The following is a 14,273-nucleotide window of genomic DNA, read 5'->3' as shown; positions in this document are numbered from 1 at the left end:
CTGACTTGTAATCAGTAGGTTGGGGGTTCAAGTCCTCTCGCCGGCACCATGTAATCCTGGAGGATTAGCGAAGTGGCCAAACGCATCAGACTGTAAATCTGCTCCCGTACGGGTTCGGTGGTTCGAATCCATCATCCTCCACCAGTTTTTAGGGGCATAGTTTAAAGGTAGAACAACGGTCTCCAAAACCGTTGGTGTGGGTTCAATTCCTGCTGCCCCTGCCAATTAACTTTTTAAGAAATTTAACCTTTTGTGGCGATCGTGGCGAAGTGGTTAACGCACCGGTTTGTGGATCCGGCATTCGGGGGTTCAATTCCCCTCGATCGCCCCTTTGTTTTTTCTTTTTTTATTGGGGATTAGCCAAGCGGTAAGGCAACGGACTTTGACTCCGTCATGCATAGGTTCAAATCCTATATCCCCAGCCATTATGCGGACGTGGCTCAGCGGTAGAGCATCGCCTTGCCAAGGCGAGGGTCGCGGGTTCGATTCCCGTCGTCCGCTCCAAAATATGGCGCCATAGCCAAGTGGTAAGGCACAGCTCTGCAAAAGCTTTATCCCCAGTTCGAATCTGGGTGGCGCCTCCAGCATATGCCGGCGTGGCGGAATGGCAGACGCGCTCGACTCAAAATCGAGTGGGAAACCGTGGAGGTTCGAGTCCTCTCGCCGGTATATTGAATAGCCCTACATGTTGCTTATGCAATGTGTAGGGCTATTTTTATTTTATATAAATCGGTTTTTGTGCAGAAAGAAAAACTGGACTTTAATAAAGATTGACGTATGATTATATTCAGTATATTGTAGATAAGTGAAGTCTTTAATTATAGAGGAGTGAAGTATAGTGACTACTGGGAAAAATGTAACGGATACCGATCTGTTATTTAATCTTTCTGTATGGGAAGAGGCATGGAAGAATCGCCCGAGAAGCCCAAAATATAAAAAGAAAAGTGCACCATTTAATACAGAAGAAGCATTTGAGCGGTGGGCCAGGGATTATCATGTACAGTCGTTCTCTGAAGAAGGTAAGCAGCGTTCTGAGCGCATTATGGGCTGGATTGAGAACCAGGGTGTGGAGTTCGCGGGTTTATCCATTTTGGACATTGGAGCCGCTTCAGGCATATTCACCATTCCTTTTGCAGAAAAGGGAGCAACTGTGACTGCAGTTGAGCCATCTGAGTTACTTGTCTCCCTGATGAAAGAGACGATACCTTCAGCTCTTGAATCTAATATCGAAATCGTAAAAGAACGATATGAGGAAATCTCCATTCAGGATAAAGGCTGGGAGAAGAAATATGACTTTGCATTTGCATCCATGTGTCCGGCAATGTCGGATTGGAAAACGATTGAGCAGGCGATCAACTGTGCCCGGAAGTATGTGTATATCAGCACTATGGCTGGACAGAAGGAACACACATTAATGGATGAATTTAAGAATGTATTGGGTGTACATTCTTCATACAAGGCGGGTGACATGGGTTATATTCAACAGTTGCTGTATTTGAAGGGTTATTCATACACAATGATCATTACAAGAGAAGTTAACTCATTTGAAGTACCGGTGGAAGAGGTTATTGAGAAGCTGCCAGAATGGCTTAATACGTATGAGTTACCAACAGACGAGGATTCACTTAGACTGGCTGAGGAGTACATCCGGGATACATACAAGGATCGTACGGTGACCTTCTCACGTGGAGCAAGGTTCGGGAAGATTCTGATCCAACTTGAACAGCCAAACATGAAAACAGTTCATATTAAGGATAAGCGCTAAATCGTATAGGCTTGTTACGTGTCTGAGAATCAGGAATCGAGACGGACAACGCAGTCTAACGTTTGAGACGCTAGGAAGCCTCACATCGCTGCGCAAAAAGATGAACGTTTGAAATATATGAAGTTAAGAATATAGAAGTGAAATTGTAAGTGAAGGGAGCAGGATATGTGCTCCCTCTTTTTTTTGAAGCCAATAACTAATCAACCGCTTTGAACCAGACGCTCGTTTATTTGGAGATGTTCGAGACAACGAAAAAACAAAACACATTTCTAGTTTTCAGAGAATGATCTCTAAAGCATATTCCCTGATAGATCAGTTGTTAGAGCAATCGACTGTTAATCGAGTGTCACAGGTCCGAGCCCTGTTCGGGGAGCCATTATGGAGAGGTGTCCGAGCTGGCCAAATGAGCACGACTTACAATCGTGCTCCTTTTCTAATTTCTATTGGACACCTCTGCTTTCTGCTTACGCTCCCGGTACTGACCGGGGGTGATTCCCTCCCATTTACGAAATGATCGAATGAAATTTTGCGGATTGTTGTACCGAAGTCGTGCTGCGATATCTTTAACGGTTAGATCACTTTCGTCCAGCCATTTTTTAGCAATGTTAAATCGGTACTTGGTCAGATATTCACTAAATGCACAGCCTGTCTCTTTACGGAAAACACTACTTAAGTAGTTGGCGTTGTAGTGAAGCTTAACAGCACATTCCTCAAGCGTCAGATCTTTATCATAATCTTGATGAATCATGGCAATCATTTTCTCTGATATATGCTGATACTGGGCAACCTGTCTAGCTTTAAAAACCTGGATGACGGGCAAGATAACTTGATGGTTAAACCATTCCTCAACTTCAGCGGCATACTGCAAACCATGAAGTTCATGGAACATCGATCCACGGCCTTGTGAGATCTGTCCGAGACGTATGCCGGATTCCTGAGTCATCTGCAAAATATGCGTGAGCAGCCTCGTAAGAGCCACCTGATATTCTTCTGGTGAACACTCCATACCAAAGATCACTTCAAGAAGTTGTTGCAGAAGAGTAGAGGCCTGGACTTCATCCGCACTTTGAATAGCTTGGATCAACGAATATTCCAATGATTCTGGGTAGGTCATGGACCAAGTGGAAGCATAATGATCAATATGCTCATACTGAAAGATAATACCTGGGCCCAGCTTCATGCGATGCTTCAATGCTTCTATAGCCTCCGTATAAGCCTGAGGGATGTGGTATAAGGAGTTATGTGGCTGGCTGAAGCCTATGCTGACTTGAAGAGCTAAAATTTTATTAATCTGTTGTTGTAACTGGTCTGTTAATACATATAACTGCTGTGAAAAAACAAACTGATCCTCTTCAACGCTACCAATCACCGTGACTACCGTTTGTTCCATAACAATGGGAAGCAATTGTTGGTTATGCACCACCGTTTCCTCTAATATATTTTGAATAGCGAATGACAAGAGGTCACGATCATTAGCACTATATTTTGTATGATTAACGAGATCGGCTTGTAGTGTGATAACAGCAATTTGTTGCCATTCCCGAAGCTGACGTGTGAAGCCATATTCATTCAGGGTGTCATGAAGAGTATGAACAGAGATCTTACCCTGGAACAGATTCATTATAAGATGAGTGCGAATCTGCAAAAGATGCCTATTGAGTGTGTTCTCCAGTTGAGAGCGAGATGCAGATAATTGTGACACACCTGCTCTAATCTGTTCGAACTCATCAGACAACTCAGTTGATTGCTGGGCGAAAGTGCCTCCGTCTTTGGACAGCCTGTTGTCACCAAGTTGGGTTAAGAGCTTACGAATCGGAACATGCATTCGTTTGGAGCCGAGCCAGGCAAGCAATAATGAAAGTAAAAGCAGGAAGAGACTGATATACAAGGTGTGTAATCCGATATCGATATATTCTTGTGTCAGAATATTGGTGGGTGAGATTAGAACATAAGTCCATCCTTTTAAGGTGGAAGGGCTATACGTCAGGGAATAAGGTGTACCCGCAATCTTAACTTCCCGTTGTTCAAAGCCTGTTGAAAATGTAATGGGTGATAGTTTGGTTATGTTGGCTTCCGTATCCCGATCCTGTAATCCAATGGCAGATAACGGTTGTCCAATGTATACAGGATCGGGATGGACCAAGATACGTTGTTCCCGATTCAAAATGATCAGTCCTGAGGCAGCATTGCCTACGGAGGCTTCTCCAAGTGTATTTTGCAAAGAGCATGCCGGAATTCCCGCAATCAGGGCAGCATCGGAAGATGTATTCAGATTCGGAATAGTTCTAGCAAGGGCAATATGATAAATACAGCCTGTACCGGGTGAACGCTCATCATTACTGAACACCGATGAAGGAGAGAGCTGCCATCCGGAAGTTAGCGTATCCGATATCAATTCCTTCATGGGAAGAGCGAGTGGAAAATCCGTATTACGATATAATCCGGCATGATCAATAAGCCAATTCTGAGATTGGTTCACCAGGCTAATGTCCAGTAAAGGTTCCCATGACCTCATATGTTGAAACTCGCTCTGCAGCTTGTCGGCAAGTAAAGGTCCTTTCCCTTGTAGTGAAGAAGAAGCAGACAGAGACCTGAGGGTTACTGGAGAGCGAACGGCCTGATCAAGCATATAACTGACTGTAGCGAGTTTGTGCTCTACGTTGGATTGCATTTGTTCCAGCAACTGTCTGTTGGCCTGCGTCCGATGCAATTCAGTTTGGTTCGATGAATAGATAAATGCAGCAATTCCTGTAAACAAAATGGGCAAGGTGCTTAACAGGATTCCGAAGATAATCATTTTGTGGAGATAGCTGATTGGTCGCACAGTTTCAGTTCCACTCCTGACATTAGTAGTAGTAACACTTCCTATTTTAGTAAACGCTTACATATAGAACAATCTAAAATTTGTTTATTTGGATAAAAAAGTAATTTCGTAAGAGGGCATAGAAACAGAGACAAGGGATTACTGATGGATGATCTTGCTGAAAAGGCTATAGAAAAGACTATAGAAAAGACTATAGGAACTGCTTGGTCCGACTCTCCTAAACGGAATCATGAGAAACGAAATTGCAGTGGGAACGTAAATAGAAACATGGACATCATTCTCTCTACAGGTCGATATCGGGTAAAGAGTAGCCTGTACACGGGGATATAGAAGGTATCCTGAGTGCTGTTCAGCATGGGTGGAACGTTGGTCTTAAATAGGGACAGCCAAAGGTCCAACTAGATCCCCGACCTGAGTCTAGGATGAAAAACCGTCCACGGTCTGTTTTGAAAAGTCTCGAATTCCCCTAGAATAAGGACATAAGGTTAAACAAGAAACACGGAAACAAAAAAAGAAACAAACGAACAAATGACTCAACACATTAAAATGAATGAATGGAAAGGGCGGTGAACAACAATTATGAGATTGAATAAGGGAAATGGCTGGGCGATTGTATTGATCGCGCTGGGTGCACTACTCCTCTTCGGAAAGTTAACTCCACTTCTTGGACACTTAATGGGTTATCTGATTCCGGTCCTGATGATTGCACTGGGATACTACGGAGTCAAACGAGGGAATGTGTTGCTTGGCTGGATTGTCCTCATCATCGGTATTATTTCACTGATGGGTAAACTGGCATGGTTGATCGGACCGATTATTGCGATCGGGTTAATCATCTTCGGTATCTCAATGCTAAGCAATAACCGCAGTCGTCATCGCCGGTACTAAGCTTTCACGATTATGAAAAGGAGGGACAGAACATAATGAGTGTATTTCGTCGAATGCGGGATATTACCGTAGCCAATCTGAACGAACATTTGGAGCAAAGTCAGGATCCAGTCAAACTGATTGATCAGTTTCTGGTCTCGACCCGCCAAGACATCGGTGAAGCCGAGAAACTTCGTCATCAATATGCAAGTCATACCAGACAAATGAAACAACAAGCCGATCAGGCAGCAGGTATGGTGAACAAACGCGAAGAACAGGCTTCCATGGCTCTCAAAGCAGGAGAAGAGCATCTTGCTAAGCTGGCCTTGCAGGAGAAAATCCTCCACGAGGAAAAAATGGAACAGTACAATGAATTGTATGCACAAAGTTATGCGGCATTACAGGAGCTGGATGAACAGATCGACCAGTTGAAAGTTGAATATCAGAATGTATACAGCAAACGCCAATATTACTATGCTCGTATGCAGACAATTCAATTACAACAACGTATGAACCAGAGAGGGAATCACAACGGTCAGAATGTACCTCGTATGTTTAATCGACTGGATGACCAAGTCTCTGATCTCGAATATGAAGCACAAAGTCTCCGGGATATCCGGCGGATGGGCCAAGATGGTTCAGGAGTGACTGGCAGCATGTCATCCTCCGCGCTGGATAAGGAACTGGAGCGCTTAAGACAGAAATTGAACAATGACAGAAAGGAGTAGTCACATGAATAAATTATACCGCTCGGCGCGTAATCGAATGCTAACAGGTTTGATCGGCGGCATTTCTGAAAATCTCGGATTGAGCACCACGCTGCTACGTATCATTTTCTTCATCAGTATTTTTGCTACGGGAGGTACTTCATTGTTGATCTACTTCATCGCTGCATTGGTGGTACCAAAGGAATCCAACCACGTTGATCCATATGCTTATGATCCCAACGTAAGAGGATACAAGTAAACGAAAGGAGCAAGAACATGAGCAAATTATACCGCTCAACGCGTGACCGGATGTTAACCGGCTTGTGCGGCGGAATTTCAGAAAGCATTGGAATGGATTCCACCCTGCTGCGTATCATCTTCGTCATCAGTATCTTCGTAACTGGCGGCACGTCGTTGTTAATATACTTTATTGCAGCACTGGTGGTACCAAAAGAACCGTATCCGCCTTATGATCCATATGGTTACGGCCCGGGCCCTGGTCCAGGCGGAGGATACAACAACTATGATCATCAGCCGCCAAGAGGTCCTTTTCAAAATAATCACAACCAACAAGGTCCTGGTAACTTCGGTCCTGGCCCTGGATACAACAACAGACCTCAATCTGGTCCGCGTTCTTATAACAACAACGCCTACGGAGCAGGTGCACCGCAAGAAAGTGAACTTGATTCCATGATGAAAGATATCGAGAAAAAAGCACTGAAAAAAGAAGTTGAAGAGCTTCGCCAAAAATTATCTCGTTACGAGAAGGGAGAAAAGTAAAATGGGAGTATTTAAACGGATTAAGGATATGACGAAAGCATCGGTAAATGATATGTTGGATAAGGTTGAGGACCCGATTGTAATGTTGAACCAGTACTTGCGTGATATGGAGGCTGAGATTCATGAGGCAGAGGTAACAGTTGCCAAACAAATGGCGAATGAGCGTCGCATGAAACAACGTCTGGATGAAGCAGAGCGTACTTCGGTACAACGTGAGTCCCAAGCAGAAGCTGCTCTGGCCAACGGTCAGGAAGAAGTAGCACGCAAATTGCTTGAAGAGAAAATCTACTTTGATCAAAAAATTACGGAGTACAGCGAACTGCATGCACAGTCCGAAGCACAAGCAAAAGACCTGTTGCAACAGTTGCATGATATGAAAGATGAGTTCTACAAAATGCGTAACAAACGTAATGAACTTGTATCCCGTGCACAAATGGCGAAAGCCAAAAAACAAATGTCTTCCATTAACAGCTTGCATTCGATCGAAAGTGGTGGCGCATCACTAGGATTCCACCGCATGGAAGAGAAAATCATGCAACTGGAAGCTGAAGCGGACGTAGCTCGTGCACCTTATCGCAACACATCATCCACGTACACGAACCCTGTAGATGTGGAAAAACAATTCAAAGTGGACCAGCAATTACAAGCCCTCAAAAACAAAATGGGCAGTGGTTCCAAGAATGAAGCGAACGGAACTTCAAAAGAATAACTGTTCGCTCAGTGGACAATATGATATTCTATAAATCGTGTATAATGTACGGTTGGTAGAACAAAAGTTAAGCCATACAGGACTTCATTGCCTGGTATGGCTTTTCCGTTGAATAAAGAGAGATTAACTTACAGAGGAGGTGCGGCGGGGATGAATAAAAAGAGTAAATGGCTTGCAGTTGTCATTATTATTATTGGTACAATGATGTTATTGAATCAGAATATTAACTTGCTGACCGCTGCCGCACTGATTCTGTTAACGGTTGGAATGCTTCAGGTCCGCAAAGGAGATACTCGGAAAGGTTATCGGTATCTTGGCATTGGGGCGGCACTGTTATTGCTGGATAATTTAATGATTGTATTTTTGATTGTACTGGCTTCGTTAGCTTATTTTTATTCAAAAAACAAAAAGATACATCTGGACGAAGGCGTTATGAAAAAACAGAATTTCATGGCTCGGTACTACTGGGATCAATCATCCTGGACGTTACGGAGTATGAGTCTGTGGCATGCCATGGGCGAGGTTAACGCCGATCTGTCTCTTTCGATTCCGGAGGAGAAACAAACGATTGTGCTGCTGCAAGGCGTTATGGGGAATGTTCGCCTTACGCTGCCTGAAGATTATGGTGTGGAGATTGAAGCATCGGTTCTTTTCGGCCGAATTAATCTTCTTGGTGAACAAGATAGCGGCATGATGAACAAATTAGTATGGAGAACTCCTGGATATGAATCCAGTGAACATAAAGCAAAATTTGTCATTTCTTATATTGTTGGCGACCTAAGCATAAGTAATCCGTAGTAAAATAGATGAAGAGAAGGAGGAGACCCCGATGAAGACAAAACGACATACCGACATGGTAACCCGAAGTATGGGTGAGGGGATCCTCCTGGTTTTCATTGTCCTTGCTGTTATTTTGTATGTATTGTATACATATGGTTATCTTGCTCCGTTTGCAGGCTGGCGTCATTTGATTCAATCGGGTCTTGCCTTATTGCTGCTTCTGATTGGGACCGGAGCGGTCTTTGGGTTCTATCAGAGTTATCGGGTTAAACGCCGGCTTGAACTGCTGCGGGAAACACTTCTACTGTGGGAGAAGGGCTCTCTATCACGCACTGTACCTGATCTGGGCGATGATGATGTGGGCCGTTTAAGTGAGCAACTCGGACGAATCGGCAAAAAGTGGGAAGATCAGGTGTCTTCGCTCCAGCGATTGTCTACTCATAATGCACAGCTTGCTGAACAAGCCAGAATTACAGCTATTGTGGAAGAGCGGCAGCGGCTGGCACGCGAACTGCATGATGCGGTATCGCAGCAATTGTTCGCGATATCCATGACAGCAACGGCCGTTGGACGGAAGATGGAGAAGGATTTTGAACGTGCTCAGCGGCAGGTGGCTCTGATTGAGGAGATGGCTTCGGTAGCACAGTCGGAGATGCGTGCATTATTGTTACATCTGCGGCCAGTCTATCTGGAGGGCAAACAACTCGAACAAGGTCTGCGTGATCTGGTGATGGAACTGAAAACGAAAGTGCCCATGGATATTGTGCTTGAAATAGATGAAGACATCGATCTAATCAAAGGTATCGAGAATCATCTGTTTCGGATCGTTCAGGAGGCTATGTCCAATACGTTACGGCATGCGAAAGCGGAGAAAATGGAGATACGGCTCCAGCGCCGCACTGATGCGATTCGCGTATTGATTCGTGATGATGGGCAAGGCTTCGATCTGGACGAGAATAAACAAGCTTCCTACGGTCTGGCTAACATGCGTGAACGTGTTACGGAGATTGGCGGAGCCATACAATTTGTAACAGCGCCTGGTAAGGGAACGCGGATTGAGATTACGATACCTTTGATGAGCGATGAAAGCGAGGAAGAACATGTCAATGGAACCGGAAGTCGAAACGGAGACGGAAACGTCGATCAAAGTATTGCTCGTGGATGATCATGAGATGGTACGTATTGGTCTTGCAGCGGTACTGGATACCGAAGATGGAATTGAAGTTGTTGGTGAAGCAGGTAGTGGAGAGGAAGGTATTCGGCTTGCACAGGAGTATAAGCCCGATGTTGTTCTGATGGACCTGGTGATGGAAGGCATGGATGGCATCGAGGCTACCCGTCAGGTTCTTAAAATGTATCCGGAGTGCAAAGTCATCGTATTGACCAGTTACCTGGATGATGAAAAAATGTACCCTGTCATTGAAGCAGGCGCATTCAGTTATCTGTTAAAAACATCAAGAGCCAATGAAGTGGCAGATGCAATTCGAGCAGCAGCACGCGGGCAATCCGTTCTGGAGTCACAGGTGGCTTCCAAAATGATGAATCGATTCCGGCAGCCACAGGCAGCAGCTCCTTTGCATGATGAATTGACGGACCGTGAGATGGATGTGCTCCGGTTGCTGGCTAAAGGCAAATCGAATCAGGACATCGCTGATGACTTAATCATCGGCATTAAGACAGTCAAGTTCCATGTTACCAATTTACTGGCCAAATTGGGCGTAGACGACCGTACACAGGCCGCGATCTATGCTTATAAAAATGGACTTGCAGAGTAAGCAAAATTATTAAGTATCATAATCAAGCAAAAGAACCGTACTTTTAATGTGCGGAATTTATAGATAAAAGATGATTTATATATAAGTGCGTGTTCAAAAAGGTCGGTTTTCAGTACCAAGAAGATGGGATAAAGCTAGAAATGGAGTAGCGGAGCGTAGATAGAGCTACGTGAGCAACCGCAATGTTTCCGAAGGAAACATTCTTCGTAAGCCCCTACTTATTTCGGCTGAATTCCATATTCGATGTTGATGATGCCGCTAGACACCCTTCGTAATCAAAAGTGGACTTTTTGAACAACCTCTATAAGTATGACTGGAAAGCTCTGATCTGCCATGTAATTGGCTGGTGGGAGCTTTTTTTGATGTGTTCAGAAGAAGTATAGCTAATGTGGGAAAGGGGCATGCTGTTGATAGATTCATAGAATGCAAGAATGAACGGGGGATTCAAATGTTAAATCGTTGGATGACAGCAGGTATATTGGCAATGGCTATCATTATTCTTATCGGTGTGACACAGGTATACGCAGAGAAGAACGAACCCCAAGCAGCCCAACTGGAACAGTTAATCTATACTGCTGACAGCGTGATTGATAATGTGGATCGTCTGATTATTAAATGGCAAGGAGAAGGCCGGGGAGATGCACAAGCGCAGGCCGCATTACTGGCTAGTCACTTGGGGCTGGAACAACCAACACGGGTACGCCAGACGGGCCATAATGTGTATCGCAGTGAGGTGGTTGTTAATGAGGCTCTTGGAGAAGCAGGTGTGTTGGTCAATGTCGTCGAGACAGGAGACAACGGCTACTACGCCATCGTACAACTTTCAGGGGATGCACACACGGATCGGAAGGCATTAATGACAGTACATGAACAGGTGGATCAACTGCTTGTAGACTCAGGGATGAAGGCAACCTGGAATATGTCTGTGCAAGGTACAGCAGTTACTGCTACTGAACATGATGCGAGTCAGCAACTGGAACTGATCGAAGAACAGCTGTCCAAAAATGTGGATCTCGTCTCCGTTGAACGTTATACGGATGTAGCCAGCGCAAGTGTCTCTTATGAGGCGGCTGATCTGCCATTGTCGATTATGAGTGGCTCGCATATGTTGAATATGCAACTCGCAGTTCACCAGATTGGTGACGAGATGGACAATCGAGTTACAGTGGGGTTTCCTGTGATTACGATTGAATATTAAGGGTGGAGTTTTCTGATTATTCAGACAGCGAAGTGAGAATCTTTACTAGAAAAATGAGTTTGAAATAGTGCATCCGTTCAGTTGATATGCTAAAATGGCATCACATCCAAGAAGGAACTTGCTGGTAATTGACGGTTGTATGTCGTGCATATATAACACCATTACATAGCTCGGGGAGAGCATGAAGGTTATCTTCCCGGAAGAAAGAGGAGCCCATGGTTGAAAAACAATCGCAAGATGAAGTACAGACACCTGGCGCAGTATTTTTCATTTTTGGAGCAACGGGTGATTTGGCCCGCCGGAAGCTGTTTCCGGCTATCTACAGTCTTTACCGTGAAGGCAAGCTTGCCGAAGACTTTGCGGTTATTGGCGTAGCACGTCGTCCGAGGTCCCCAGAAGAATTCCGGGAAGACATCTATGAATCCATTAAAGAGTTCTGCCGCTATCCAGCGGGGGAACCTGATGAGTGGAAGGCTTTTGTCGATCATTTTGAATACAAAGCACTGGATATCAATAATGTGGACGGATTCAAAGAGCTGCGTGCGCAGACGGAGCATCTGGAATCAAAGTTTAACACGCCGGGGAACCGACTGTTCTATCTGGCACTGGCACCTGAGTTGTTTGGCAGTGTGTCGTACAGTTTGAGGGATGGCGGCATGCTGGAAAGTCGGGGGTGGAACCGTTTGGTGATCGAGAAACCATTTGGTTATGATCTGCAATCGGCGGAACATCTAAATGAGCAGATTCGTGAGGTATTCCGTGAAGAGGAAATCTACCGGATTGATCATTATCTGGGCAAGGAAATGGTGCAGAATATCGAAGTCATTCGGTTCGGAAATGCTTTTTTTGAACCGCTCTGGAATAACAAACATATTGCCAACGTTCAGATTACGCTGGGTGAGACAGTAGGCGTTGAAGAACGTGGCGGTTATTATGATCACTCTGGGGCACTGCGTGATATGGGGCAGAATCATATGCTTCAGATGCTGACGATGATTGCGATGGAACCGCCGAGTCGCCTATTCCCGGAAGACATTCGGGATGAGAAGGTGAAGGTATTGCGCTCATTGCGGGCTTTTACTTCGGATGAGGAAGTAAGCAACAACGTTGTACGGGGACAGTATTCCGAAGGGGAGTACCATGGCAAGCAGCTTCCGGGCTATCGCCAGGAAGAGAAGGTTGATCCGCAGTCGAATACGGAGACTTACTTTGCAGCACGTGTATTCGTGGATAATTTCCGCTGGGCGGGTGTTCCATTTTACATTCGGACAGGCAAGCGCCTTCCGGTGAAAACGACCGAGATCGTAGTCGAGTTCAAGTCGATGCCAAACAACGTGTACCTTGGGAAAAAGTATAAATTGGAACCGAATCTGCTGGTCATTCGGGTGAATCCGATGGAAGGCATATATATCAAAATCAATGCCAAGAAACCAGGCTCAGATTCCGAGATTCAGCCGCTTGCGATGGATTTCTGTCAGAGCTGCATGATTGGAATCAACTCGCCTGAAGCGTATGAACGTCTGCTGCACGATGCGGCAGAAGGGGATTCTACGTATTTTACCCGTTGGGATGAAGTGGCGACAGCCTGGTCTTTTGTGGATCGGATCGCAGCAGCCTGGGGACAGAATCAGGGAGAGCTTCATACGTACCCTGCTGGAACTTGGGGACCAGAAGAGACCGATAAGCTGCTGGAGCAGGACGGATTCCACTGGTGGCCGGTGAATGGTCAGGACGAGGACAGCGTGATCTGGCAAGTAAACGGTTAGAACGGTTAGGGTAAGGGCATTAACAACATACACAACATGACTGAGCCTGGGAGCATCGCAAATTTTGCGGTGTACTCAGGCTTTTTAGCGGAGAAAAGGGAGGTATCCATCATAAGGAAATAAGTAATTTAAATTAAGTTGTTGACAAAAAGTAAGTATGTAACTTATACTCAACTCATGAGTTAAAGAGTTACGCAAATGACAAACTTCATCCGGGCCAACGTTTCGGATAAGTGATCATTCATGAGATAAAATGTAAACCAGTTGAAGGGGTTTGCGTATAGAGAATCATGAAAAAAACATGCATAATATCTTTAATCTGAGAATACTATTTTGTATATATTGAATGGAGGAAAAAGAAAATGATGTTGGATGTAGGGTTGTTGTTGATTCGTTTGGTGATTGGATTGTCGTTCATGGCGCACGGGGCTCAAAAGCTGTTTGGTTGGTTCGGAGGTTACGGAATCAAGGGTACAGGCGGCTGGTTTGAGTCGATGGGCATGAAGCCAGGTGCATTGGTGGCGTTACTGGCTGGACTCGCGGAATTCGGTGGCGGATTGTTGCTGGCGCTGGGTCTGCTCACACCTGTAGGCGGCATTCTGATTGCATTGACGATGGTCATTGCGATTGTGAAAGTCCATGGTGCGAACGGTTACTGGTCCACGCAGAACGGATTCGAATATAATCTCGCGATTCTGGTGATTGGTGTAGCGCTGGCCCTGACTGGTGGCGGACAGTACGCGCTGGATGCATTGATTTTCTAACCCCGATAAATAAAAATGAATGAGGAGTGCCTGGATGCCATGATTATGGCTGAAGGGTGCTTTTTTTTGCAACTGAAAAGAGAAGAATCTGCGGTAGTAATCGGTTATTTTCGGTACAGATTATGGTACAATAGGAGAGTTGGGTTAAGAAGCAGTTCACGGTATGGATGAAAGCACAGATTTGAGGAGGATGAACTCCATTGTAAATGTGTAAAATTAATCTAGTGTATGAATACCTCGTATGCAAAATGACCAGTGTACAATCAACCGGCCTCGCCGGATTGCATAAAGATTGAATGATGGACCGGCCATGCCGGATTAACGTGAATGAACGGACG

Annotated in this window: 13 protein-coding genes and 8 tRNA genes; 20 read left to right on the top strand and 1 reads right to left on the bottom strand. The window is 45.1% G+C overall.

Translation table 11 applies throughout. The annotated features are described in order from the left end of the window. The first annotated feature begins 58 nt into the window (after window positions 1-58). From AB4111_RS23995 to AB4111_RS23955, 9 genes are all read left to right on the top strand, one after another. Window positions 59-144, top strand: a tRNA-Tyr gene (locus AB4111_RS23995). A 6-nt stretch (window positions 145-150) separates the two neighbouring features. Next, window positions 151-224: transfer RNA gene (locus AB4111_RS23990), tRNA-Trp, on the top strand. A gap of 31 nt (window positions 225-255) precedes the next feature. After that, window positions 256-328, top strand: a tRNA-His gene (locus tag AB4111_RS23985). A gap of 22 nt (window positions 329-350) precedes the next feature. Then, window positions 351-425: transfer RNA gene (locus AB4111_RS23980), tRNA-Gln, on the top strand. Between the two features lie 4 nt (window positions 426-429). After that, window positions 430-504: transfer RNA gene (locus tag AB4111_RS23975), tRNA-Gly, on the top strand. Between the two features lie 6 nt (window positions 505-510). Continuing rightward, window positions 511-584 (top strand) — tRNA-Cys (locus AB4111_RS23970). 6 nt (window positions 585-590) lie between these two features. After that, window positions 591-669, top strand: a tRNA-Leu gene (locus AB4111_RS23965). A gap of 169 nt (window positions 670-838) precedes the next feature. Continuing rightward, the gene (locus AB4111_RS23960; RefSeq protein WP_442033493.1) at window positions 839-1,765 is read left to right on the top strand and encodes a methyltransferase domain-containing protein; all 927 of its coding nucleotides are present in this window, start codon (window positions 839-841) and stop codon (window positions 1,763-1,765) included. Window positions 1,766-2,066: 301 nt separating this feature from the next. Beyond that, window positions 2,067-2,141, top strand: a tRNA-Asn gene (locus tag AB4111_RS23955). 57 nt (window positions 2,142-2,198) lie between these two features. Here the strand turns inward: AB4111_RS23955 and AB4111_RS23950 are convergent. Continuing rightward, window positions 2,199-4,589: a helix-turn-helix domain-containing protein gene (locus AB4111_RS23950; RefSeq protein ID WP_442033492.1), complete on the bottom strand. Its 2,391-nt coding sequence runs from the start codon at window positions 4,587-4,589 to the stop codon at window positions 2,199-2,201. A gap of 579 nt (window positions 4,590-5,168) precedes the next feature. On the opposite strand from AB4111_RS23950, the gene AB4111_RS23945 reads away from it, so the two are divergent. The 11 genes from AB4111_RS23945 to AB4111_RS23895 all read left to right on the top strand — a co-directional run bounded on the left by AB4111_RS23945 (window position 5,169) and on the right by AB4111_RS23895 (window position 13,935). Next, window positions 5,169-5,477 carry a LiaF transmembrane domain-containing protein gene (locus AB4111_RS23945; protein WP_091020939.1) on the top strand — a complete coding sequence of 103 codons (309 nt, stop codon included), beginning with the start codon at window positions 5,169-5,171 and terminating at the stop codon, window positions 5,475-5,477. A gap of 35 nt (window positions 5,478-5,512) precedes the next feature. Beyond that, window positions 5,513-6,184 carry a PspA/IM30 family protein gene (locus AB4111_RS23940; protein WP_253440861.1) on the top strand — a complete coding sequence of 224 codons (672 nt, stop codon included), beginning with the start codon at window positions 5,513-5,515 and terminating at the stop codon, window positions 6,182-6,184. 4 nt (window positions 6,185-6,188) lie between these two features. Next, entirely contained in the window at window positions 6,189-6,422 is a 234-nt protein-coding gene (locus AB4111_RS23935) for a PspC domain-containing protein (RefSeq protein ID WP_091020938.1), read from the top strand. A 17-nt stretch (window positions 6,423-6,439) separates the two neighbouring features. Further along, on the top strand, window positions 6,440-6,943 hold the full coding sequence (locus AB4111_RS23930; protein ID WP_442033491.1) for a PspC domain-containing protein: 504 nt from the start codon (window positions 6,440-6,442) through the stop codon (window positions 6,941-6,943). Window position 6,944: 1 nt separating this feature from the next. Next, a complete protein-coding gene (locus AB4111_RS23925) occupies window positions 6,945-7,652 on the top strand; it encodes a PspA/IM30 family protein (protein WP_062838034.1) in 708 nt (235 codons plus the stop codon). A gap of 150 nt (window positions 7,653-7,802) precedes the next feature. Then, window positions 7,803-8,450 (top strand): cell wall-active antibiotics response protein LiaF, encoded by a 648-nt coding sequence (gene liaF / locus AB4111_RS23920; RefSeq protein ID WP_253440855.1) that lies wholly within the window; start codon window positions 7,803-7,805, stop codon window positions 8,448-8,450. Window positions 8,451-8,481: 31 nt separating this feature from the next. After that, complete coding sequence (locus AB4111_RS23915) at window positions 8,482-9,597, top strand: sensor histidine kinase (protein ID WP_442033490.1); 1,116 nt, start codon at window positions 8,482-8,484, stop codon at window positions 9,595-9,597. After that, window positions 9,539-10,207, top strand: coding sequence for a response regulator transcription factor (locus AB4111_RS23910; RefSeq protein WP_091020933.1), 669 nt, complete (start codon window positions 9,539-9,541; stop codon window positions 10,205-10,207). The genes AB4111_RS23915 and AB4111_RS23910 overlap by 59 nt, the downstream gene beginning before the upstream one ends. A gap of 448 nt (window positions 10,208-10,655) precedes the next feature. Continuing rightward, window positions 10,656-11,405: a YwmB family TATA-box binding protein gene (locus AB4111_RS23905; protein ID WP_442033489.1), complete on the top strand. Its 750-nt coding sequence runs from the start codon at window positions 10,656-10,658 to the stop codon at window positions 11,403-11,405. 215 nt (window positions 11,406-11,620) lie between these two features. Beyond that, a complete protein-coding gene (zwf, locus tag AB4111_RS23900) occupies window positions 11,621-13,171 on the top strand; it encodes a glucose-6-phosphate dehydrogenase (RefSeq protein WP_442033488.1) in 1,551 nt (516 codons plus the stop codon). Window positions 13,172-13,536: 365 nt separating this feature from the next. Beyond that, the gene (locus AB4111_RS23895) at window positions 13,537-13,935 is read left to right on the top strand and encodes a DoxX family protein (RefSeq protein ID WP_024634146.1); all 399 of its coding nucleotides are present in this window, start codon (window positions 13,537-13,539) and stop codon (window positions 13,933-13,935) included. Window positions 13,936-14,273 lie beyond the last annotated feature (338 nt).

The organism is Paenibacillus sp. 2KB_22, from assembly GCF_052115745.1.
Lineage (GTDB): Bacteria > Bacillota > Bacilli > Paenibacillales > Paenibacillaceae > Paenibacillus.
The sequence above is the reverse complement of the archived record's forward strand: the minus strand, read 5'-3'. Positions and strand labels throughout refer to the sequence as shown.